Source organism: Acetobacter sp. UBA5411, assembly GCF_002409645.1.
GTDB lineage: Bacteria > Pseudomonadota > Alphaproteobacteria > Acetobacterales > Acetobacteraceae > Acetobacter.
Genome location: NZ_DHNR01000031.1, coordinates 136,141 through 155,428 on the forward strand (window position 1 = coordinate 136,141; position 19,288 = coordinate 155,428).

Sequence of the window (19,288 nt, forward strand, 5' to 3'; positions counted from 1 at the left end):
GGAAGGAATTGCTTTGCCAGACAAGGAACCAATCAAGAAAGCCTCTTTGCGGAACCACTTAAGAATTTGAATGAGTTTTTGGTGAAGCTTTTTTCAAAAAGTTTCATATTGTTTTTTTTGCTCCAGTCAAAGGGCGGCAATGCCACTCACCAAAGCCTGACGATCTCCGAAACTCGAAGCAGAGATCGTCAGAAGTAAGTTTTTACGCACACCGCCGCAGGTCGATATCCATATCTTCAAGATACGGTCCAGCTGCATGAAGCTGGAGTGTCAGAACCACATCTTCACCCGCTTCATAAAACGGCAGGTCCAGAGTGGCTTCTCCCTGAGTCCAGCGCATCGGAACGGTTTCCTGCACGTCCCATCCTTCACCCTCTTTGGTCAGATGGGTTGTGATGGAATGTGAATGGTCTCCGACCTCAAGCGTGATCTCTCCCACGAGCACACCGAGAAAACGGCGGTCGTCTATGAAAGGGCCAATGACGTCACAGGGGCGCGAAGCCCGTGACACAATGCTGACCTGAGAAACAGTAGTCGGAAGGTGGAACGTAAACCGGCCATCCGTTGTCGAAGCGGGAGCAAGCGACGCGCCATCAGGCAGCAGAAGGCGCAGTGCCGGATCATGAATGAGGGTCGGCGCTTCATGAGCATCCGTGGCGACAGCGCGCTCGGCAAACGTGTTAAACAGCGGTTCCACAAAGGCGCGATCGACACAGAGTTGCCCGGCGGCATCCTCTTCCCAGCTTTTGGACTTGCCAGAGAAGGCGGCCACGACATGTTCATCCGTAACAGGGCGAAAATTGCGGCGATTACCCGTGTCCAGATAACTCTCGGTCAGCAGCCCGTTGACGCGGATGACCGCATGATCCTGCGTCTCAATGTGATAGCAAGTGTAGGAACGGATGGTGCGGTCATAGGCAATGCTGCGACCATTGACGAGCATCCGCACCGGCACGAAACGACCATCGAACCACAGGCAATGTTCCGGTGTCACCAGAAGGTCGGTGAACGGCACATTGTCCGCCAGAGCGCCTGCTCGGATACGCACAGGGCAGCCAGCCATATCCGGGGGCAGGTCGGCCTGCACGCGCACATCCTGTCGGCCCACCCAGATGATTTCCTTCAGGAGAGCGTGTCCGCTGTCGTAGGTAGGAACCATCATGCCGGGCTGAAGGTTCTCGACCGCTACAGCGCCCGTCTCCGTTTCGACAAGGCTGCCCGGCAGGAAGCAGACAACCGCCGTGAGCAGCAGCGAGCCGTCTTCATCTGCCGCCAGTGCGAACTGGTTTACGGTGTCGGCCAGAGAAACTGTTAGCGTATAGGTGGTGCTCCCGGAGGTGACGGTCACAGTGTTGCCGGATGCCTGAACGGTCGCATCCGCGCTGTAAGTCAGTGCAGAGAAATCGATGTAATCACTAGCGCTCATATTGACGACGGCGGCAGAAAATGAGTCCGCGGCATCAAGGATCAGCGTGCCGCTGGAAGAGAAGGCGATGGTCTGCGTGGAGAAGGCCGCGCCTTCCAGTGTCAATGTGGCGTCGGTATTGAGCGCCACCAGACTGTAGGACTGATCGCCGGTCAGAACCCAGTTCCCGGAAACTGTCATGGTCTGGAAATTGTCGGCCCCATTAAAGGTGCCTGTGCCGACAAGATTGACAGTGTTGGAGCCCGCTCCACCATCCACCGTGCCGTCAATCTCTGATCCTGTCAGGATGTTCAGTGTGTCGTCACCCGAGCCGAGCAGGATGGCGTAGGTGGTTCCGGAAATATAACCGGCGTTGGTGATGGTGTCGCCGAATGTATCGGTGATGTGGATGCCGTAGCCATCCAACCCTTGAATGGTGCCCGCATTGACGATGGTTGTGGCGTACGGTGCATTACCTTCACTGCTGTTATCGACTAGAATACCGTTATTAGCGCCGCTGATGACGGCGTTGGCAGCATTCAGGATGTCGCCGCCCCCGATCGATACGCCTTCACTTCCGTTGGGGAGGCCGTCGCTGCCATTGCCGCTTGCGCCGGTCCCTTCAATGGTTCCGTAATTGGTGATCGTGGCGTAGCCGTCGATATCGACACCATCGCCGTCTCCGGTGCCGGATCCGTCATAGGCCCCGGTGATGGTCCCGTAATTGAACACTGTGCCATCGCCGTCAGATCCCACACCTGAACCGTCGCGACCCAGAATGGTGCCGGCGACACCGTTGATGACGATGGCGTTTTCACTGCTGGTAATGGCGTGTCGGGCACCGGTGATCGTGCCGTTGTTTAGGACGACGCCACCGTAATCCTGAAAGTCGATCCCGTCATTTTTCGTGGCACCATTAACGCCGCCTGCGTCGATCGTGCCTGTATTAAAGATGATAGCGTTATTGCCGGGACGCAGGGCGTCCGCATCCGTCGAGATGATTTCACCGTCACCCACATTGAAGATCAGGGTGATGTCGTTTGTGGCGACCGAGTTGAAATCGACGGCCTGCCCATCGGTCGTCGATTCAATCGTGCCGGTATTGATCAGGGCCAGAGCGCCGTCGGGAAGATCTGAATCGACACGGATGCCGTCATCACTGCCGCTGATTGTGCCGCTGTTCTGAATGACCAGCACTGTATCGGCTGCGGCATCTCCTGACGTGTCGATGCCTCGTTTTGTTGTCGATTCCAGAGTGCCGCTGTTGGCGATGGTCAGAAAGGAAATTTCATCAAGCGTGGCCGTTACGGTTGTTTTCTTTGTGACCAGGTCATCATCATTTGTGTAGGTCTGGTTCACATCCAGAGAAACTTCATCGCTCATAGGGCATCGTTCCGGAAACGGCGGTTGAGGTCGGGTAGTTTTGCCGGAGAAGCCCTATTGCATCTGACGCCGCGAAATTGTGACTTTTTGGTTAAATCATTTCTGTTTCGTCTCTATCGTTAAGAAAGCGAGAATGATTGGGCCGGATGAGAGGATGAAATGTGCAAAGTGCAGAATGAGAGTAATTGTTTTTTGTGTGTTGATGAATTCTATAAATAGTTGGCGTGGCCCTTTTGGATGTTGATTGTCTATGCGTGATTGTTCTTTATGCAAAAATCATAAGATAATTTCATGGTTTTTATAAAGGGGATAGGAGGTCCATATTCGTGCAGATGGTAAGAGCCTGTTCGGCAGTTTCTGGGTGAGTATCCCTTGGCACGATCTTATTCTCATTGCGGCAAGAAGCATGATGTATGACCTGTTAAGGTGGCCCTTGCGATCAAGAACAAGATGAGGCCAGTGGATCATTCAGCGAATGACCTCGACCATGAAAACCGGATGAGTCTCTCTCTCCTGCCGCAGAAGATCTCGAAGAAACGACGTATGCAGAGGACTGCTGACGAAACCGCTTTCAGAGGCTAGCTTGGCAATGCACCGATTACGCAAGTCCACGATCAAGCTCGTCATGTGAGGAGAACAAGCGTTGAAAATCATCATCGACACAGATCCGGGACAGGATGACGCCCTGACAATTCTCCTCGCGCTCGCCAGTCCCGAGATCGAGTTGCTTGGCGTCACCACGGTCTCGGGAAATGTCGATGTTGATCAGGCGACCATCAACGCCCTGAAGACAATGGAACTGGGCGGTCGGCCTGATATTCCGGTATGTCGGGGAGCAGAACGGCCGCTCCTGCGTGCGCCCGTCAACGCTACGCATGTGCATGGTCGGACGGGTTTTGAAGGAGCGGACCTTCCTGACCCGGTGACGATGGCTTCTTCCGAGCATGCAGTCGATTTCCTCATCCGCTCCGTCATGGAAAACCCGGTCGGGGCGATCACGATCTGCGCCATCGGCCCCATGACCAATCTTGCGCTGGCCCTGTCACGTGAGCCCGCATTGCGAACGCGGATCGGACGGATTGTCACCATGTCAGGTGCTTTTTCAGAGGTCGGCAATATTACGCCCAGCGCAGAATTCAATATTTATGTCGATCCCCATGCCGCCGCCATTGTGCTGGAATCAGGCATTCCCATCACCATGCTGCCGCTGGACGTGACGCATACTCTGCACACGAGTGCCGCTCGTATGGCGCGTCTGGCGGCCATTCCCAACCGCGTCGGTCCGGTCGTTGCTGACTGGTTGCGGTTCGAGAAACGTTTTGAAGCCAACAAATACGGTACGGATGGCGGCCCGCTGCATGATCCGAACACTGTGCTCTGGCTTCTCAAGCCGGACCTCTATCGCGGAAGGCAGGTTAATGTGCGGGTGGAGACCGGCAGCGAGCTGACAATGGGTATGACGGTCGTGGACTGGTGGGGTATCAGCGATTTACCGAAAAACGTTCTGTTTCTCAGGAAGTGTGATGTTGATGCCGCTTATGATCTCATAACGGAGCGTCTGGCTCGTTTCTGACGTTCGTTACTGTTTGTGGATTCCTTCCAGTATTTCAGGATGTTGTTACGTGATGCTTTTCGACAGAGAAAAATTTTTCAGGGCCGTCTTTTCCGGGAAGGCGATGTGCTCAGAAGCTTTCGAGAAAACGGCTTCACCGTGAGAAAACAAAACCTGCGCAGGACTCACACATGATCCGCAGACTGTAGTGCCTTTGAGCCAGCCATCCTCGCTTCGTTCTGATACGAAACTCTTTTGCAGATTTCGATCAGTCATAGCTGAAATCAGTCGAAATGGCCGACAGGCGATGACAGCAGTTGTCTTTTCCCTGCTGCTCGCTGCCTGCACGTCATCGATCAACCATCCGAAGACAACCGAGATGGAAGATCATCGTTATGCCGTCGATATTTCCATGCGAGACGGGGTCCGGCTGCATACGGTTATCCTGCTTCCCAAAGAGGTTTCCCACAAGGCCGTTCATCTGCCGATCCTGCTCACGAGAACAATCTACGGAGCCGACGATATCACCCATCAGATGGATGATCAGAGCGGGGCCAGCCCATTTGACGGGTGGGGAAGGCGGCTTGTCGGCGGTCCCTATATTCGGGTTTTACAGGATGTTCGCGGCCAGAACCGGTCGGGCGGAGAGTTTGTTGTCACGGGGCCGCTGGCCCATACGGCAGACAATCATACCTCGACGGATGAATCCACCGACGCTTACGACACGATCGACTGGCTTGTTCATCATGTAGCCGAAGCGGATGGTCAAGTCGGGCTGATCGGCACTTCTTATGACGGCTTCACCACCCTGATGGGGCTGATTGACGCGCATCCTGCGTTGAAGGTCGCCGTAGCTGTCAATCCGATGGTCGATGGATGGCGTGGTGACGACTGGTTTCATAATGGTGCTTTTCGACAGCTATTGATTCCACAAATCGGTGCGGATGGAAAACATGCCGATATTTCGCTCCCTTCCTCCGTCAGCGAGCAGGCGCGTGCGTTTCTGCATGAAGGATCCGCAGGGGATTTCGGACACCGTCATGGTATCGATGATGTTGTTTTCTGGCGTGAAATCCTTACTCATCCAGCCTATGATTCCTACTGGCAGGCCAGAGCGCTTGATCGTGTTCTTTCTGCACATTCTCTGCATGTTCCCCTGATGCTGGTTCACGGTTTGTGGGATCAGGAGGATATCTATGGCGCGCTTGCCGTCTGGAAAGCTCTTCGGTCGCAGGGCAGGCGCGCCGACAGCATGTTCCTGACGATTGGACCGTGGCGACATGCACAGGCTCTTGAAGACGGAAGTGCTATCGGTGCTTTGCAATGGGGGCAGGACACCGCAGCATGGTGGCGTCAGGAGGTGCTGAAGCCGTTTCTCGCGCATTACCTCAAGGGGGCGCCGATGGATGTAGCACCTGTCACGGCGTTCCAGTCTGGAGCTGGACAATGGCTCGCTTTCCCGGATTGGCCTCCCGCCTCCACGATCCGTCCGCTTTATCTGCTTCCCGAGCATAAACTGGCTTTTACCGCCGGACCGAAGCGAATGCACACGCTGGGATATCGCTCCGATCCCGCTCATCCGGTTCCTTTCATGCCGGATGCAGGAGGTGCCGTTTCGGATGAAACGTGGCTGGCGGCTGATCAGCGCTTTGTCATGGGGCGTAATGACGTGCTGACTTTCACATCGGATGAACTGACCCATCCCGTAACAGTTGAAGGTGCGCCTGTCGCTTATCTTGGAGCTTCAACCAGCGGGAATGATTCCGACTGGGTGGTGAAGTTGATTGATGCCTATCCTGTGGATTCCAGGCAAAAGCCGGGAGTGTCAGGCGCTCTCATGCCGGTCGCAATGGATATTTTCCGAGGACGATATCGGAAATCTCTGGAGCATCCAGAACCTTTGCGATCAGGTGTGCTTCAGCCCTATCGGATCGTACTGCCAGAAGTTTCCCATACTTTTCAGCCCGGTCACAGGATTGTCGTGCAGATCCAGTCGAGCTGGTTCCCGCTCTATGACCGCAATCCGCAGCGGTTTGTTCGTAATATCTTTCTTGCTCGCCCAACTGATTATCGCATGACTTACCAGCGCATCGCTGTAGGTGGTCCTTTGGCAAGCCATGTCGATCTTCCAGTCATGGACGATGGGAGTGTTCCCCTCTCGCGCAGACTGACGGTCGGTCCCGATGTTTCTCCTTCTCACCCGTGATAAGGATGAGAAGTGGAAAAAGCCCACAAACAGGCTGATATTCTGTTTGCGTGAAATCGGGAGACAGAGCGGATATTTTAGCTTTTGATGGATACTTTCCATGCCAAAACGAATGACGCAAGGTGATGGAGACGTAGCACCATGAAGCGGACAGCGGACCTGCCCTGTCATCCACCGCCTGTCGTGGGGTTTTCTGACAGCTATATCGGTGGTTTTGTTGATGGTCTCCACGCTCATGACCGGGCGCAACTGTCGGTGTTCCTGGCAGGAAGTGTGACGATCAACACGCTGGACAAAAGTTTCGTGCTTGGTCCCGGTCAGGCCATGTGGATTCCCGCCAACACACTGCATCAGGCCAACTGTCGGACAGACCTGATATTTCAGGTCGTGTATGTCGATGATGATTTCGTCGGTTCTGATCTGCCCTGCAAGATGTTTGATCTTTCCACTCTGGTGAGGGGGCTGGTCGATGAAATTATCTCCATGCGCTTCGATTTCACCATGGATGAGCGGATGTCGGTCATCGCGCGTCTGCTGGTCGACGAAATCAGACGCGCCCCCCGGATCGCGGAACGCCTGCTCCTGCCGTCCGATCTTCGGTTACGCCGTGTGTGTGAGGCGATCATGCTGCAACCTGGTGATTGCCATGACATTGATTACTGGGCCCGCGAAACAGGTATGGCGCGACGCACCTTTACCCGGCTCTTTCAGCAGCAAATGGGTATGGGATTTGCGGCATGGCGGCGCCGGGTACGGGTGATCGAGGCTGCGTCCCGTATTGCGGCGGGTCAGCCGATCTCGAAGGTCGCCTTCGATCTCGGGTATGACAACGCCAGCAGTTTCAGCACCATGTTCCACCGGACCTTCGGTGTTGCTCCCCGTACCCTGCGCTTCAATGCGGAGCCAGATTCACAAGTCTGATGTCTGCGGTGTTTCCACCACCATGAGGCTGTAGTTCTTCGTTTCCAGACCAAAATCCAGCAGATGAACACTGATCCGAAAGCCTGTTCGGTGATCCGGCGTCAGCGATCAGGCAGAATTTGCTCGTGTTCGGGCCAACCGCAGCCTTGCCGGTTGCTACAGGTTCCGAATGTGGTTAGGTGCGCAATTAAGACTTATTCTTAATATTAACACGGACTGCCGCGTCCTCATGTAGCAGAGGCCGGTTACGAAATGAGTGGGGCATGCAGCGCTACAGGATCATTTACTCGGCTCTTTTTTCGCTTGTTCTGAGTGATGCCGCTCTTGCCGCCGAGCAGGAGAAAAAAACGACGGAGGCGCCTCGATCTTCCGGAACCGCAGCCGTCAATCAGTCCTCTACGGGCAAGACCAGCAGTCCGGCGGCAAGACGCGCAACAACCGTTGAAAAGATCATGGTGCGTGGCCGCATACCGGCAACCGTGGCCTCTTCCGCCACCAAGACGAATACGCCTCTGGTCGAGACGGCGCAGTCGGTCACTGTCATCACGCGCGACGAAATGGATGCGCGTGGCGTGCTCAATCTCAATCAGGCCATACGTTATGCAGCCGGTGTGACAGCCGACACCCGTGGCGGTGAAGGAACACGGTACGATCTCTACGATTTGCGCGGCTTTACGGTGCCAACCTTTCTTGATGGGCTGAAATTACAGGACAGCCCCACAGGTTTTGCTGTTGCCCAGACCGATACGTTCCGTCTTGATCGTGTCGAGGTTCTGAAAGGGCCTGCTTCGGCGTTGTATGGACAGTCCAGTCCGGGTGGTCTCACGGCATTGTCCAGCAAGCTACCGACCAATCAGCGGTTTTATGGAGGCGTCACCACCACCGGCGGTATGTTCGATCTCTATCGTGTCGATGCCGATGTCGGTGGTTTCGCAACGAAAGATGGCCTCGTGCGGTACCGTATTTACGGCACGGCGAACGGGCAGCACACTCAACTCAGCAGGACAGGAAGCCGACGTTTCAGCATCAGTCCGTCCTTTACGTTTGGAGGGGACGGCCCGACCACTCTGACTCTGTTAGGTAATTATCAGTACGATCCTGAAAATGGATCTTACGGTGGTGTCCCGTTGGTCGGATCTCTCAAACGGGCATCCTACGGTTACCTGCCGCGCAATTTCTATGATGGCGATGTGCCTTCGGAGAAATTCAACCGGCGGCATGGCGCGCTGACCTATATGTTCAATCATAACTTCAATGATGACTGGAGTTTCAGCACGCGCGGCCGCTACGACGATATACGCACGATCTATCGCAGTGTCTATAACAATGGTTATTACGACAGTGACGATGGCAATAGCGGTCAAATGCTGTCACGTTCTGCCTACGGTACGCAGGAGCACACTTACAATCTCGCCTTCGACAGCCAGTTCAAGGGCCATGTCCGTACAGGCCCGTTGCGTCATGTGATGATGTTCGGCTTTGATTACATGCAGCAGCGGGCGAACGATCACGAAGCCTATGGTGATGCGCCGGATCTGGATGTGCTGCATCCAGACTATCACATGGACATCGCTCCTCTGACGCCATATCTGGACTATGTGACAAGATCGCACCAGATCGGCGCTTATGGTCAGGATGAAATCCGCTGGAAGCGTCTGATCCTGACAGGAAGTATCAGACATGACTGGTATAGTTCTGACCAGATCGAGCGGATCGGCCAGACAGACACCCGTCAGAGCGCAGGCCAGATCACATGGCGCGCATCCGGTCTGTATCATTTCGATTTCGGTCTTGCGCCCTATATCAGCTATTCGACTTCTTTTCAGCCTCAGTCAGGAAGTGTCTCAAATGATGGAGGACTTACAAGACGTCAGGCCAGTCCGTCTCTGGGCAAGCAGCTTGAAGGAGGCGTGAAATATCAGATTCCCGGGACCTCAGTTCTGTTTACGGCTGCCGGGTTTCATATCGAACAGAGCAATGTTCTCGTCTCTGTGGCCAATACAGGATATAATATTCAGAGCGGTCTTGTGCATTCAGATGGTTTCGAGTTTGAAGCACATGCACAGCCCTATAAAAACCTCATGATCACGGCAGCTGTCAGCGTCCAGAAGGTGCATGATGACTCAACCGGAAAGCCACTGATCCAGTCGGGCAAGGGAAATGCTTCTCTATTCGCATTTTACACGATACCAAAAGGAAAGTTAAAGGGTTTTGGTTTTGGGGGTGGAATGCGGTATTCGGCCAAAGCCTATGGCGGTGAAGCGACGTACGGTAGTGTCTGGCTTCCGCAATATGCGCTTTTCGATGCTTCCGTGGCCTACGATCTGGGCAATCTGTCCAGCTCACTCCATGGATGGAAAATGTCAGCCAATGTCCGTAATCTTTTTGACAAACACTACATCTCGAACTGCTTTGCTTATGGCACTGACGGCGAGTATTGCTATTACGGAGAGAGGCGAAATGCTCAGGCCAGCATAGGATACAGCTGGTAAAAAGCTTTTTCTGAAAAATCCTGTGTAAATCATCAAGAAGTTTTTGGTGAAGCTTTTTTCAAAAAGCTTCAGAGAATGTCGCCTTTTTGAAAAAAGGCGACACCCAAAAGCTTTATCAAGTCAGAAAGCTGCACGCCCCATAAAACACTCCCTTGAAAACGGAGGTTTTGCACCTTTTGTGCCAGACAAGGACGCACCCTGCTCCATCAGCCGGATTCCATTCCAGCCGATGGAGCGCCCACTACTCTATCGACGCCAACGCCTCAAGCAGTGCATCGATATCAGCAGGCTGCGTGTCATAAGACGTGACAAAGCGCACCAGCGTGCCTTCCACACCCGGAGGCGCAGTCCTGCGAAGGAAGATATATCCGGCCGCCTCAAGCCCCTGCACCAGCAGTTCAGGCATGATGGCGAAAACCTCGTTCGCCTGTGTGTCGAACGGTAGGGTCGCGCCCGGGTGACGCAGGAGACCTCGCGCAAGACGACCGGCCATTTCGTTGGCCTGCCGGGCGTTATGCAGCCAAAGATCATTCTCCAGCCATGCCAGAATCTGTGCACTGATGAAGCGCTGCTTGGACCAGAGATGACCGGCGCGCTTGATGCGGCGCTCCATGTCTTCGGCCAGCGTTGTGTTGAAGATCACCACCATTTCGGCGGCAAGGGCACCGCTTTTGGTCGCGCCGAGCGAGAGAATATCCACACCGGCACGCCAAGTCGCATCCGCTGGCGCGCAACCCAGATGCGCCAGAGCATTGCCGAAACGGGCACCATCCATATGCACGCCCATGCCCGCGTCATGAGCAAGCGAAGTCAACTCGACAAGCTGCTCGATCGTATAGACGGTTCCCCATTCCGTGGCTTGTGAGAGGGAGAGAGCGGCCGGGCGGCTGAGACGTCGTCCACCGGCCTGAAGATCGGCAATAGTACGCCCCAGCAGGTCGGTATGCATCCGGCCTTCAGCCGACGGAATCGGGCATAGCTTGGCCCCGCTGGTGAAGAATTCCGGCGCACCGCATTCCCGGCGAAAGATATGGGAACTCTCATCGCACAGGACCGCGCCCCAGGGCGGAGTCAGGGCCGTGAGCGCGAGACCGTTGGCTGCCGTGCCTGTTGCGACGGGGAAAACCCGGGCTTCGGCTTCAAAGACTTCGGACACGCGGGCTTCGAGGCGGGCGGTCCAGGCGTCATCGCCATGAGCCGGGGCATCGCCTGTATTCGCAGCCGTGATAGCGGTCAGAATCTCGGGACAGACCGGTCCCACATTGTCGCTCATGAAGTTCGTGCGTATACGCTGCGACCCAGTGTCGTCATCCGGTAACGTGTCACTGAGCGGCGGTGTCTGAGCGGTCTGTTCCATGTCGCCTCCTGCCTTTTGATACGACCTGCCCATTCTAGCACCCATGGAAGGCCAAGCCCAATGTCCGAAAAGACAGCGTCAGAAACAGCCAGCGGTTCCCCGGAAAACGCCGGAGCAGGCGCAAGTCTGATCGACGGCAAGGCTTTCGCGAAAAACCTGCGCCAGCGGACGGCCGACGAAGTCCGGGCTTTTCATGAGAAGCATGGTGTGACACCGGGGCTGGCTGTGGTGCTGGTCGGCAATGACCCTGCGAGCGAAGTCTATGTGCGGAACAAGGCGCTGGAGACGCATCGCGTGGGCATGCGTTCCTTCATGCACATGTTGCCCGAGACGACGTCGGAAGCATCTCTGTTGCATCTGATTGAGCGTCTGAATGAGGATCCGGAAATTCACGGCATTCTCGTGCAGTTGCCGCTGCCGAAGCATATCGACCCGTTTTGCGTCACCAACGCCATTGCGCCGAACAAGGACGTCGATGGTCTCGGTGAGGTCAATGCGGGTCGTCTGATGACGGGGCTGCCGGGGATCATCCCGTGCACGCCGCTCGGCTGTCTGATGCTGCTGAAATCCGAGTTGGGAGATCTGCGTGGACTGAACGCAACCGTCATTGGCGCGTCCAATCTGGTCGGCAAGCCGATGGCGCTGCTGCTGCTCAATGAGGGCTGCACGGTTTCCATCTGCCACATCGACACGGTTGATCCTGCGGCGATGTCCCGCACGGCGGATATTCTGGTTGTCGCGACAGGCAAAAGAGGGCTGGTGAAGAAGGACTGGGTGAAGCCCGGCGCGACCGTTATCGATGTCGGAATCACCCGTATCCCCACGGAAGGCGGCAAGACCAGACTGGTCGGCGATGTAGACTTTGACGAGGTTGCGCCGATTGCCGGACGCATCACGCCGGTTCCGGGTGGCGTGGGACCGATGACCATCGCCTGCCTGTTGCGCAATACGTTGAAGGCCGCCCGCATGAGTGTTGGTGACAAGGCCTGCAAGGAAAGCGGCGACAAGAACTGGCTGCCTTACTGAAGAGCATAAACTGGGCTTTGCTCTGCACCCGGAAGGGATCATAAATCCCTTTACCCTTTATTTATTTTAACAAAATGGGATCAAAGGGACTATGTCCCTTTGTGGGGTGCGGGGCAAAGCCCTGAGAGCTACGGCCCGTTAAGCCAATACTCAACCATCCAGCTCCGAAATGGCCGTTGCAAAACTGGGTGACAGCGGCAGTAGCGGATTCAATGTCGCCTGCCAGGCATGATAGAGATCGGCCTTGCCGGGATACACGACTTCAGAGGGATGGTTGTCTGCATCCAGTTCCTGAATCCAGCCACCCAGCTTCCGATCGATCATGTGCAGATCAATAAAATCCCATATTTTCCGATACCACGTCTCATAGGGGGCATGACCCGTTCGTTTCAGCAGGGCCGCTGCCGCAGTCAGTGCTTCAGCCTGACACCAGTGCGGCTTGTTCTGCACGACCGGTTCAAGCTGGAAATCAACAGTATAAAGCAGGCCGCCTGTCCCGCTGCGTGACCAGCCGGCTTTCATGCCGGTGCTGAACAGACCGATCGCATCGGTCAGCAGCCAGTAAGGCGCATGCCCATCCTGACGCAGCAGGGCTGCTTCCAGCTTGAGCAGAAGATGGGACCATTCCACGAAATGCCCCGGCGTCATGCCGAAAGGACGCAGGTCATCCGTTGGTTTGTCGCGGTTAAAATCATCAAGGCGCTTCCAGCTCCGGTCAAAATGTTCCGGAACTGCATAGCCGTTTTCACGTGCGAAATGATGGATGAAGCGTTCGGCGCAGCGTAGCGCCCGGATCCGCCAGACGGGGGCGTCGAGCACATCGGCCAGCGCCATGCAGGCTTCTACTGAGTGCATGTTGGAGTTTGCGCCGCGGTAGTTTTCTTCATCCGACCAGTCGGCGGCAAAGCTTTCCCGGAAGACGCCCTCTTCCTCACTCCAGAAATGGGTTTCCCAGATATGTGCAGCATCCTTGAGGAGCGCGCTGGCGCCAGCCACACCAGCGACATGCGCCGAGGAAGCCGCCAGCGCGACAAAGGCATGCAGATAGTTTTCTTTTCGTTTCTCCTGAGCAGTTTTCAGGGTTTCCGGAGGGCCAGCGAACCAGCCGCCGTGAAGCTTGTCCTTCAGTCCGTCGCGGAGAGCCGCGACACCATGCTCGGCCAGAGGCAGGCATCCCGGCACGCCCCGCATGGCGGCAATCGCATAGGAATGCGTCATACGGGCCGTGAGAATGGTGTCGGCCTGAGCGTCGGGACCGAGATTTCCTCTCGCATCGAGCGGGCCGAAACCGATTTTGATACGGGAGGGTTTTGAAAAATCGAGGAGCCGCAATCCCTGATGATCCAGCCAGCGGCGATGCACGGAGCGACGGAGCCAGCTTGATGTTGGCACCATCAGGGAAGGCAGCATTTCAGCCATTGATGATCATGCCCCCGTTGACGTGGAGCGTCTGGCCGGTGACGTAAGAGGAATCTTCCGAGGCCAGATAGACATAGGCTGGCCCCATCTCGCTTGGCTCGCCAATACGTCCCATCGGTGTGCTCTTGCCCATATCGGCGACAGCCTGCGGATCGACGGGACCCCAGCTTGCGGGTTGCAATGGTGTCCAGATCGGACCCGGTGCTACGGCGTTCACGCGGATTTTTTTCTCTGCGAGCTGAAGAGCCAGCGCTCTTGTGAAACCCATTTCCGCAGCCTTGGTGGTGGTATAGGCCACTAAAGACTTGTTGCCAGCAAAGGCATTGATTGAAGATGTGGAGATAATCGATGCGCCTGCTTTCAGGTGCTTCAGGGCGGCACGGGTCATATAGAAATAACCGTTGATGTTGACATCCATGTGCCGCAGCCAGACCTCATCGGTAATGTCGGTCAGGTCATTGCTGACATACTGCACGCCCGCATTGTTGACGAGGACATCAAGACCACCCAGTTGGGAAACGGTTTTCTCGACGGCTTCATTACAGAATGTGCTGGAGGAGACATCGCCGGGGATAAGAACGACCTTGCGTCCTTCTGCCTCGATCAGCCGAGCCGTTTCCTTGGCGTCTTCATGTTCTTCCAGATAAACAATGGCGATATCAGCGCCTTCACGCGCAAAATGCAGCGCCGCTGCCCGTCCGATACCGCTGTCACCGCCCGTTATGAGCGCTTTTTTGCCGTTCAGCTTCCCGCTACCCTTGTAATCGGAACGAATATGGACAGCCAAAGGCTTCATCTTGCCTTCAACGCCGGGTTGATGATCCTGACTTTGGGGGGGGATGGTGATCGCCATGAAATTCTCCAGTGAAATGTTACGTGGTCACGAGGAGAACGGGCGTTAGCGGGAATGGTTGCGATAAACCTCTCTCGCATTGTTGTGAGTGGTATACGCAAAATAATGATCTGATGAGTTTGTAGAAAGGGCTGGCTTCTGAAACTTATGAAAAAGCTTCACCAAAACTTTTCTTTGATTTTCAAGGGTGATTTTTTGAGTGTTCTGTAGAGTTTCATGGAATTATGAACTTACAGAACTTTCGAAAATAGGCCGGATACACAAAGCCGGTTTGGGAGAAATCTCATGAAAACGCACGATGCAGCTATTACCGCATCGTGCGAAAGATCAGCTATTCGATGAACTGGCTGATTTTTGTATTCACTGCGGCAGCCTGCTCGAGTTGCGGCATATGGCCGGTCTCGGGAAAACGGGTCACAGCAATGGTGGCAGGAAGTCCATCAGCATCTTTTGTAGACAGAATCTCATCCTGTTCTCCCCACAGAATCTGGACGGGTTTATCAAATGTTTCCAGAACAGATCTGAGCGAAATAGCCTGTTTTCCATCAGGGAAATTGGCAGAGGCAATGGTTTTCAAGCCGCTGACCACACCGTCCAGCCGTTTATAGCGGATAATCCCTTCCACCATCTGTCGGGAAATCAGACTCTTGTCATGCACGAGATATTGCAGGACAGGTTCAAGGGTTTTTCGTCTGTCTGCATCAATGAAGCCATTGATGAAATTCATGTTGATGTCCTGACCCAGACCGGCTGGCGCAATCAGGGTCAGACTTTTCACCAGATTGGGGGCGGATTTCGCCAGTTCCAGCGCTATTGCGCCGCCGAGAGAGTGCCCGACGACATGTGCTTCAGACAAATCCAGCGCTCTGGCGAGTTCTTCAACAGTTTTCGCAAATCCATATGGCGTGCCGTCGCCAACCTGTTTTGTGGATTCACCATGTCCAGGAAGATCAAAAGCAATCACGTGATGTGAGGACGCCAGAGCCGACTGTGTCAGCATCCAGTTGCTGACATCGCCTCCAAAACCGTGAATGAGAAGAACGGAGCTTCCTGTCTCTCTATTTCCACTTTCCTGCACAGAAATTTTGAGATCACCAACGTCCACTATCCTGCGCGCAGTCGTATCGCTGTTTTTATCTTCCGTTTCGCCTGAAGAGAAATTGTCGTTGAAATCCTGAATGAAGGCGTCAATCTCGGCATCGGAAACGTCGGCATCCGCCAGAACGCCAATCAGCGCGCCGACAGGCAGCATTTCACCTTCCGGTGCGACCTGCCGACGGAGAATGCCTGCAGCAGGACTTTCATAGCCGTTTGTAATCTTGCTTGTCTCAATATCAGCGATTTCATCTCCCGCCTTGACTTCCTTGCCAACAGGAAGGCTCCAGCTCGCCAGCTTGCCTTCGGTCATGGCCAGACCAAATTTCGGCATGGTGATCGGTGTGATGGTGCCACTCATAAATCAAGCCTCCTCTTTCACGCGATAGGCCGCAACAGAGCGAACGGCAGCTTCAATTTTTTCCACGCTGGGCATGTAAAGATTTTCAAGAACCGTGGCGAAAGGAACCGGTGTGTGCGGAGGCACAACGCGCCGGATCGGTGCTTTCAGCGCGTCGAACGCTTCTTCTGCGACCAGCGCAGCGACATCGGTCGCCAGATTGCAGCGTGGGCTGGACTCATCAACAATCACAAGACGACCTGTGTCAGCCACGCAGTCGAGGATTGTTCCTGTATCCAGTGGTGAAGTTGTGCGTGGATCGATGACTGTGCAGGAAATGCCATCCTTTTCCAGACGGTCCGCAGCCTGATTGGCGAGATTGACCATGCGTCCGAAAGCAACAATCGTGACGTCATCTCCCTCACGTGTCAGGTTGGCTTCACCGAACGGGATGGTGTACGGCTCATCAGGCACATCTTCCTCATCGTCATACATGACCTTGTTTTCAAGAAATATCACAGGATCATCATCACGGATGGCTTCGATGAGCAGGCCTTTTGCTTCATAGGGAGAAGACGGCACGACTACCTTCAGGCCCGGGATATGGGTGAAAAGCGGATAGAGCGCCTGACTGTGCTGAGCGGCGGCGTTGAAGCCCGCGCCATACATAGCCCGGATGACGAGTGGCGTGCGCGCCTTGCCACCAAACATGTATCGGAACTTGGCAGCCTGATTCATGATCTGATCAAGACAGCAGCCGACAAAATCAACAAACATCAATTCTGCAACAGGGCGAAGACCAGTCGCCGCGGCTCCTGCCGCCGCTCCGATATAGGAGGCTTCGGTGATGGGCGTGTCTAGAACGCGGTCTTCTCCAAATTCCGTCAGCAGACCCTTGGTGACACCCAGAACGCCACCCCAAGCATCTTTCACGCCGGATGTGCCGCCGCGTCCGCCTGCAACATCCTCACCCATGAGGATTACGCGGGGATCGCGACGCATCTCCTGCCGCAGAGCTTCATTGATGGCCTGACGAAAGCTTTTCCTGCTCATTTTTATTATCCTTGATTGTGCAAGAGAGATCAGTAGGAGACGTAAACGTCCCTCATAAGATCAGCTTCTTCCGGAAGAGGGGCGACCTTGGCAGCGGCAACGGCTGCGTCGATTTCGCTTTTCACCGCCGCGTCAATATCATCCAGCGCCGAGGCCTCAAGCAGGCTGATTTCCGTGACGTGCTTTCTGAAATTGACAAGGCAGTCGTGCTCGGCACGTTCTTTCGCAACTTCTCCCTCTGCCCTGTAGGTCATGGCGTCGCCTTCAAAGTGGCCATACCAGCGGGAAAGATGCACATGCAGCATCGCCGGTCCCTTGCCGGAGCGGGCATGGGCGATGGCTTCACCAGCAGTTTCGTAAACAGCGAAGAAATCGGTGCCGTCACATTCGAAATAGGGCATGCCAAAGCCTGCGGCCCGGTCTTTCTGGGTTCCGGCACAGGCATAGGAAGCGCCTGTCGCCTCTCCGTACCCGTTGTCCTCCACGACAAAGACCGCCGGAAGCTGCCATACGGTGGCAAGGTTGAGGCTTTCCAGTGTGCTACCTTCATTGGAGGCCCCGTCTCCATAAAAAGCGACGGCAACACCGTTATCTTTCAGGAGTTTATGAGAGAGCGCCGCGCCGCAGATCAGGGGTGGTCCGCCTCCCACGATGCCGTTGGCGCCCAGCATGCCGAGCGACAGATCCGCGATATGCATGGAGCCACCCTTGCCGCGACAGACGCCTGTCTGGCGGCCATAGATTTCGGCCATCATCCCGTCTACGGCAACGCCTTTTGCAATACAGTGGCCATGTCCGCGATGCGTGCTGGCGATGGTGTCCGTGTCGGAAAGATGGGCGCAGACGCCCACGCCAGAGGCTTCTTCTCCGCAGTAGAGATGGACAAAGCCCGGAATTTCTCCCGTGGCGAATTCGACATGCAGTCGTTCCTCGAAATCCCGAATCGTACGCATTGCACGATAGGATCGTGTCAGGATATCTCTCGAAATCTGCATGATATTCCCCGTTTTTATTTATTCTTGCTGCGGCGTGTGTCTATTTGTGCCGCCCGGATGCAAGCAAAGAGGTGTTGCAGCGTTTCGGGTAAGGGAGCTTTGAAGCTGGTCACACGTACGTGACGAGGTTAGAAAGAGACTGTCGCGTTATCGCGACAGAATTCAACGGGAATGCAACATCCGCAGGGAGTGTAAAGGCCATGAGCGAAACCATACTGGTCACTCCCGATCGTCTGGCGATGATTCCCGCAGCGCTCCGGGCTTCCTGGACGCGATGCGCCTCGCATTACGCCATTCCTCCCACGGGGGAGGGGTGCATTGAACTGCTTTGCGGGGCGGAACTCAGACAGGCCTGCGCCCGTATGGGACCGCTCATGAAGACGACTGAGCCGGAGGTCGACCGGCTGCACGGCATTGTCTCCACGTTGGACTATACCGTGCTGCTTGCGGACCCGAACGGCATCATCCTTACCCGTCGGGGTGATTCTCTACAGGAAAAGGGAAATCGGCGCTGGCATCTGTGGCCCGGCGCAAGCTGGTCGGAAAAACAGGTGGGGACCAATGGCATCGGCACCTGCCTTGTAGAAAACAGGCCCGTCACGGTGCACATGGATCAGCACTGGCTGCTCAGCCTGCGCTATCTGGCCTGTTCTGCTGTGCCTTTTTATGGACCGGATGGACGCGTCGCCGGAGCCCTGAACGTCAGTTCCACACGTCCTGATCCGGAAGGTCGCATCGCTATTATGATGGAAGCGGTGCTGGTGGATGCGGCCCGGCGTATCGAGCGCCGGAGTTTCCTGCACGCCTACGGTTCCCACACCGTCGTTCTGCTGGGTGAAAGCAACGACATCTCGCTGCCGATGGTGGCTCTGGATGAATCGCGTGTTGTCGTGGGTGCGACTTTCGCCGCCCGCCAGATGCTGAAACTGGGAGATGCTGACTGCAATGTCTGTTTCGACCTCGGCACGCGCGGACGCGGCGTGCCGGATTTTCAGGAAGCCGAGCGGGCGGTGATTGAAGGCGCTCTGGCCATGTCCGGCGGCAAGGTGGCCCCGGCGGCCCGGCTGCTGGGAATCAGCCGGTCAACGCTGCATCGTAAGATCAGGGCTATGGAAGCGTAATGGGACGGTCGCCTTATGCGGGCTCTGCCCGTGCCCGCAAGGGACCGCAGGCCCCTTGACCCCACTTAAT

At 55.5% G+C, this 19,288-nt stretch carries 13 protein-coding genes; 6 read left to right on the forward strand and 7 right to left on the reverse strand.

Annotation, left to right across the window (positions count from 1 at the left end; translation table 11 throughout):
• Window positions 1–202 precede the first annotated feature (202 nt).
• On the reverse strand, window positions 203–2,788 hold the full coding sequence (locus B3759_RS09940; RefSeq protein ID WP_291365761.1) for a Hint domain-containing protein: 2,586 nt from the start codon (window positions 2,786–2,788) through the stop codon (window positions 203–205).
• Between the two features lie 643 nt (window positions 2,789–3,431).
• Between B3759_RS09940 and B3759_RS09945 the strand changes: the two genes are divergently transcribed.
• The 4 genes from B3759_RS09945 (at window position 3,432) to B3759_RS09960 (ending at window position 9,959) form a co-directional block, all read left to right on the forward strand.
• The gene (locus B3759_RS09945; protein ID WP_291365762.1) at window positions 3,432–4,361 is read left to right on the forward strand and encodes a nucleoside hydrolase; all 930 of its coding nucleotides are present in this window, start codon (window positions 3,432–3,434) and stop codon (window positions 4,359–4,361) included.
• A gap of 286 nt (window positions 4,362–4,647) precedes the next feature.
• Window positions 4,648–6,546 (forward strand): CocE/NonD family hydrolase, encoded by a 1,899-nt coding sequence (locus tag B3759_RS09950; RefSeq protein WP_291365763.1) that lies wholly within the window; start codon window positions 4,648–4,650, stop codon window positions 6,544–6,546.
• Between the two features lie 141 nt (window positions 6,547–6,687).
• On the forward strand, window positions 6,688–7,467 hold the full coding sequence (locus tag B3759_RS09955; RefSeq protein ID WP_291365764.1) for an AraC family transcriptional regulator: 780 nt from the start codon (window positions 6,688–6,690) through the stop codon (window positions 7,465–7,467).
• A 263-nt stretch (window positions 7,468–7,730) separates the two neighbouring features.
• Window positions 7,731–9,959 (forward strand): TonB-dependent siderophore receptor, encoded by a 2,229-nt coding sequence (locus B3759_RS09960; protein ID WP_291365765.1) that lies wholly within the window; start codon window positions 7,731–7,733, stop codon window positions 9,957–9,959.
• 241 nt (window positions 9,960–10,200) lie between these two features.
• On the opposite strand, the gene B3759_RS09965 is transcribed toward B3759_RS09960, so the two are convergent.
• Window positions 10,201–11,316, reverse strand: coding sequence for a threonine aldolase family protein (locus B3759_RS09965; RefSeq protein ID WP_291365766.1), 1,116 nt, complete (start codon window positions 11,314–11,316; stop codon window positions 10,201–10,203).
• A gap of 60 nt (window positions 11,317–11,376) precedes the next feature.
• Between B3759_RS09965 and folD the strand changes: the two genes are divergently transcribed.
• A complete protein-coding gene (gene folD, locus B3759_RS09970; protein ID WP_291365767.1) occupies window positions 11,377–12,342 on the forward strand; it encodes a bifunctional methylenetetrahydrofolate dehydrogenase/methenyltetrahydrofolate cyclohydrolase FolD in 966 nt (321 codons plus the stop codon).
• A gap of 150 nt (window positions 12,343–12,492) precedes the next feature.
• On the opposite strand, the gene B3759_RS09975 is transcribed toward folD, so the two are convergent.
• The 5 genes from B3759_RS09975 to B3759_RS09995 form a co-directional block, all read right to left on the reverse strand.
• Window positions 12,493–13,761 (reverse strand): AGE family epimerase/isomerase, encoded by a 1,269-nt coding sequence (locus B3759_RS09975; RefSeq protein WP_291365768.1) that lies wholly within the window; start codon window positions 13,759–13,761, stop codon window positions 12,493–12,495.
• Window positions 13,754–14,614 (reverse strand): glucose 1-dehydrogenase, encoded by an 861-nt coding sequence (locus B3759_RS09980; protein WP_291365769.1) that lies wholly within the window; start codon window positions 14,612–14,614, stop codon window positions 13,754–13,756. Before B3759_RS09980 ends, B3759_RS09975 begins: the two co-directional genes overlap by 8 nt.
• A gap of 331 nt (window positions 14,615–14,945) precedes the next feature.
• Window positions 14,946–16,070, reverse strand: a complete 1,125-nt coding sequence (locus B3759_RS09985; protein WP_291365770.1) for an acetoin dehydrogenase dihydrolipoyllysine-residue acetyltransferase subunit — start codon at window positions 16,068–16,070, stop codon at window positions 14,946–14,948.
• A 3-nt stretch (window positions 16,071–16,073) separates the two neighbouring features.
• Complete coding sequence (locus B3759_RS09990; RefSeq protein WP_173573206.1) at window positions 16,074–17,102, reverse strand: alpha-ketoacid dehydrogenase subunit beta; 1,029 nt, start codon at window positions 17,100–17,102, stop codon at window positions 16,074–16,076.
• Between the two features lie 29 nt (window positions 17,103–17,131).
• Window positions 17,132–18,097: a thiamine pyrophosphate-dependent dehydrogenase E1 component subunit alpha gene (locus B3759_RS09995; protein WP_291365771.1), complete on the reverse strand. Its 966-nt coding sequence runs from the start codon at window positions 18,095–18,097 to the stop codon at window positions 17,132–17,134.
• Window positions 18,098–18,297: 200 nt separating this feature from the next.
• Here B3759_RS09995 and B3759_RS10000 point away from each other — a divergent pair, with 200 nt between their 5' ends.
• Complete coding sequence (locus B3759_RS10000; protein ID WP_291365772.1) at window positions 18,298–19,218, forward strand: helix-turn-helix domain-containing protein; 921 nt, start codon at window positions 18,298–18,300, stop codon at window positions 19,216–19,218.
• The last annotated feature ends 70 nt before the right edge of the window (window positions 19,219–19,288 follow it).